Origin of the sequence: Hydrogenophaga sp., assembly GCF_030158645.1 — a bacterium.
Lineage (GTDB): Bacteria > Pseudomonadota > Gammaproteobacteria > Burkholderiales > Burkholderiaceae_C > Hydrogenophaga.
Genome location: NZ_JAOASO010000019.1, coordinates 1 through 3,934, shown reverse-complemented (window position 1 = coordinate 3,934; position 3,934 = coordinate 1). Strand labels below are relative to the sequence as shown.

The 3,934-nt window shown below is 60.5% G+C and carries 6 protein-coding genes and 1 tRNA gene; all 7 read left to right on the top strand.

Annotated elements, in window-relative coordinates:
- Positions 1-133 precede the first annotated feature (133 nt).
- The 7 genes from Q1W68_RS01450 to rplL all read left to right on the top strand — a co-directional run bounded on the left by Q1W68_RS01450 (position 134) and on the right by rplL (position 3,756).
- Positions 134-209 (top strand) — tRNA-Trp (locus tag Q1W68_RS01450).
- Positions 210-353: 144 nt separating this feature from the next.
- Entirely contained in the window at positions 354-737 is a 384-nt protein-coding gene (gene secE, locus Q1W68_RS01445) for a preprotein translocase subunit SecE (RefSeq protein ID WP_300715477.1), read from the top strand.
- Complete coding sequence (nusG, locus tag Q1W68_RS01440) at positions 738-1,313, top strand: transcription termination/antitermination protein NusG (protein WP_300715476.1); 576 nt, start codon at positions 738-740, stop codon at positions 1,311-1,313.
- A gap of 115 nt (positions 1,314-1,428) precedes the next feature.
- Positions 1,429-1,860: a 50S ribosomal protein L11 gene (gene rplK / locus Q1W68_RS01435; RefSeq protein ID WP_056267423.1), complete on the top strand. Its 432-nt coding sequence runs from the start codon at positions 1,429-1,431 to the stop codon at positions 1,858-1,860.
- A complete protein-coding gene (gene rplA / locus Q1W68_RS01430) occupies positions 1,861-2,556 on the top strand; it encodes a 50S ribosomal protein L1 (RefSeq protein ID WP_300715475.1) in 696 nt (231 codons plus the stop codon).
- 255 nt (positions 2,557-2,811) lie between these two features.
- Positions 2,812-3,339, top strand: coding sequence for a 50S ribosomal protein L10 (rplJ, locus tag Q1W68_RS01425; RefSeq protein ID WP_069048047.1), 528 nt, complete (start codon positions 2,812-2,814; stop codon positions 3,337-3,339).
- Between the two features lie 42 nt (positions 3,340-3,381).
- Entirely contained in the window at positions 3,382-3,756 is a 375-nt protein-coding gene (gene rplL / locus Q1W68_RS01420) for a 50S ribosomal protein L7/L12 (RefSeq protein ID WP_056267435.1), read from the top strand.
- Positions 3,757-3,934: the final 178 nt, after the last annotated feature.

Below are 3,934 nucleotides of genomic sequence, written 5' to 3'. Positions count from 1 at the left end.
GCGAAGGTGGCCGCACCGTCGGCGCCGGCGTCGTTGCCAAAATCATCGCGTAAGGGGTTTTTCGGGTCGGATGAATCGCGTGGCGATGTGCTCTGACCTCAACTGATTAACAGCCCTCAGGGGCATCGCCAGTAGGGGTATAGCTCAATTGGCAGAGCGTCGGTCTCCAAAACCGAAGGTTGTAGGTTCGATTCCTACTGCCCCTGCCACCCAACAGGGAAAACCGGAGTCCGGCCCGGAGCTGTTGAGTGGTTGACAAGCCCACCGAAGTCGTCAAGACCTCTGGTGGGCTTGCGTGTCTCAAGCTTTCGGGTTTTTGAGCGCGTTTTTTGAAAAGTTTTGTCTGGATTTTCATGGCCACCTCCGAAGTACAAACCGTCCACACCGGCGCCGACAAGGCCAAGCTGGCGGCTGCCATTGCGCTGCTGTTGGGCTCGTTTGTCGCCTTCTATTTGTTGTCGTCCCGGGGTGCGCTGGTGCAGTGGGTTGCGCTGATCGTGTTGCTGGGTGCGGCCGTGGTGGTGTTCGGCGTGTCCGAGTCGGGCAAGCAGTTGGTGGCCTTTGGCCGCGACTCCTGGCGTGAAGTGAAGAAGGTTGTCTGGCCCGCCCGCAAGGAAGCGATCCAGATGACGGCTTATGTGTTCGCCTTCGTGCTCGTGATGTCGCTCTTTCTGTGGCTCACCGACAAGACGGTCGAATGGCTGTTCTACGACCTGATTCTGGGCTGGAGAAAATAAATGACCGAGCAAAACAGTCCCGTGACCGACGGCGTGGCCGCCGAAGGCATGCGCTGGTACGTCGTCCACGCCTATTCGGGCATGGAGAAGGCCGCTGAGCGCAACATCGTCGAACGCATCACGCGCGCCGGCATGCAAGACAAGTTCGGCCGCATCCTCGTGCCCACCGAAGAGGTGGTCGAGATGAAGAACGGCCAGCGCCGCACCACCGAGCGCAAGTTTTTCCCTGGCTACGTGCTGGTGGAAATGGTGATGGACGACGACACCTGGCATCTGGTCAAGCACACCAACAAGGTCACCGGCTTTGTGGGTGGCGCGAAGAACCGCCCGGCGCCGATCTCCGAGGAAGACGTCCAGAAGATCGTCAACCAGATGCAGGAAGGCACCGACAAGCCCCGCCACAAGGTGGAGTTCGTGGTGGGTGAGTACGTGCGTGTGAAGGAAGGCCCCTTCACCGACTTCAATGGCACGGTCGAAGAAGTCAACTACGAGAAGAACAAGATGCGCGTGTCGGTGACCATTTTCGGTCGCGCCACACCCGTCGAACTCGAATTCAGCCAGGTCGAAAAAACCTGACGGTTCCAGGTGCTGGCGGGTCGGCCCGACGCCAGCGCTGTTGAAGTTTTCCGGGTCCCCAACCGCGAGGAGGTTGTCCACCGTGGCAACCGTCTGCACTCGCAGGAGCTAAAAAATGGCGAAAAAAATCGTCGGCTTCGTCAAGCTGCAAGTCCCAGCTGGCAAGGCCAACCCTTCCCCTCCGATCGGCCCGGCACTGGGTCAGCGCGGCCTGAACATCATGGAGTTCTGCAAGGCGTTCAACGCCCAGACCCAGGGCGTTGAGCCAGGTCTGCCGCTGCCCGTGGTGATCACGGCGTACGCGGACAAGAGCTTCACCTTCATCATCAAGACGCCACCGGCGACCACCTTGATCAAGAAGGCAATCAAGCTCGACAAGGGCTCTTCGGTGCCCAACAAGAACAAGGTCGGCAAGATCACGCGCGCACAGCTCGAAGAGATCGCCAAGACCAAGATGAAAGACATGACCGCTGCCGATGTGGACGCTGCTGTGCGCACCATCGCCGGTTCGGCCCGCTCGATGGGCGTGATTGTGGAGGGCGTGTAAATGGCCAAGCTGACCAAAAAACAGAAAGCCTTCGAAGGCAAGGTCGACAGCAACAAGCTGTACGCCCTGACCGAAGCCATCGCCATCATCAAGGAATGCGCGAACGCCAAATTTGACGAATCCATCGACGTGGCCATCCAGCTCGGCGTGGACGCGAAGAAGTCCGACCAGGTGGTGCGTGGCGCCGTCGTGATGCCCAACGGCACCGGCAAGACCAAGCGCGTCGCCGTGTTCGCCCAGGGCGCCAAGGCCGAAGAGGCCAAGGCCGCCGGGGCCGATGTGGTCGGCATGGACGACCTGGCCGAGCAGATCAAGGCCGGCAACATCAACTTCGACGTCGTGATCGCCTCGCCGGACACGATGCGCGTCGTCGGTACGCTGGGCCAGATCCTCGGCCCGCGCGGCCTGATGCCGAACCCGAAGGTCGGCACCGTGACGCCCGATGTCGCGACCGCGGTCAACAACGCCAAGGCCGGTCAGGTGCAGTTCCGCGTCGACAAGGCCGGCATCGTGCACGGCACCATCGGCCGCCGTTCGTTTGAGGCCGACAAGCTCCAGGGCAACCTGGTGGCGTTGCTCGACGCTCTGACCAAGGCCAAGCCAGCAACCAGCAAGGGTGTGTACCTGCGCAAGGTGGCGGTGTCGTCGACCATGGGTGTCGGCGTTCGCGTGGACATGCAATCCATCTCGGCGTAATCGCGAGAAAGAATTCGGGCAACGCAGGTTGCCCGGGTGTGGTGGGCCCAGGGGCCGGTTGTGATGACCGACTCCCGGGGCCATCCAAGACCGTTGGTGTCGGATCAAGTTCTTCGGAATGCGGTCCGACTTAATTGTGACAAGCCAACGCAGATGGCGATCCCGCTGCAGATGGAATCCGTTCCGAAACAGTTGATCGCTGCAATGAGGCGTGTCTCAGGTCGTTGGACCGAAGGCACATTTAAGGAGTAGACCTTGAGTCTGAATCGCAGTGAGAAAGAAGCGGTCATTTCCGAAGTGACCAGCCTCGCCGCAAAAGCTCAAACGCTCGTGATGGCGGAATACCGTGGCATCACGGTCGCGAACATGGACAAACTGCGCGTCACAGCCCGCAGCAATGGTGTGAGCCTGAGTGTGTTGAAAAACACCTTGGCCCGCCGTGCGGTGGCTGGCAGCGCATTTGAAGTGGCCGCCGACCAGATGACCGGTCCGCTGATCTATGGCTTCTCCGTCGACGCCGTGGCCGCCGCGAAAGTGGTGGCCGAGTTCGCGAAAACCAACGACAAGTTGGTCATTCGCGCCGGTGTGTACGGCGGCAAAGTCCTGGACGTCAATGGCGTGAAGCAGCTTGCAAGCATCCCTTCGAAAGAAGTGTTGCTGGCCCAGCTGTGTGGCTTGCTGATGTCGCCCATGTCGCGTACGGCCGTTGTGCTGGGCGCGCTGGCGGCGAAAAAAGGCGAAGGCGCTGCCCCCGTGGCAGCCGAAGAAGCGGCTGCTGCCTGAGTGGCGCGCACCGTTCGTTCAACCAATTGTTAGGAAATCAAAATGGCATTCGATAAAGACGCATTTTTGACCGCGCTGGACAGCATGACGGTCATGGAACTCAACGACCTGGTGAAAGCCATCGAAGAGAAGTTTGGCGTGAGCGCAGCCGCGATGGCCGCACCCGCAGCCGGTGGTGGTGGTGCTGCTGCTGTTGCTGAAGAGAAGACCGAATTCAACGTCGTGCTGCTCGAAGCCGGCGCCAACAAGGTCTCGGTCATCAAGGCCGTGCGCGAAATCACCGGTCTGGGCCTGAAAGAAGCCAAGGACTTGGTCGACGGCGCACCGAAGAACGTGAAAGAAGGCATTGCCAAGGCCGACGCCGACGCAGCCCTGAAGAAGCTGGTGGAAGCCGGCGCCAAGGCCGAGCTGAAGTAATTCGCTCGTTCCCCGAGGCTGGAGTGTCCGAAAGGGCCTCCAGCCTTCTGTGCTTTCAGAGCACACCCACAAGCCCGGTCGCCGACCCCGCTTTTGAGTGTCTTCTGACCCCGACTGCAGAAGACGACTTGGTTCGGGCCTGTGTGCAATGCACAGGCCGTCCGCCAATGGTTGGTAG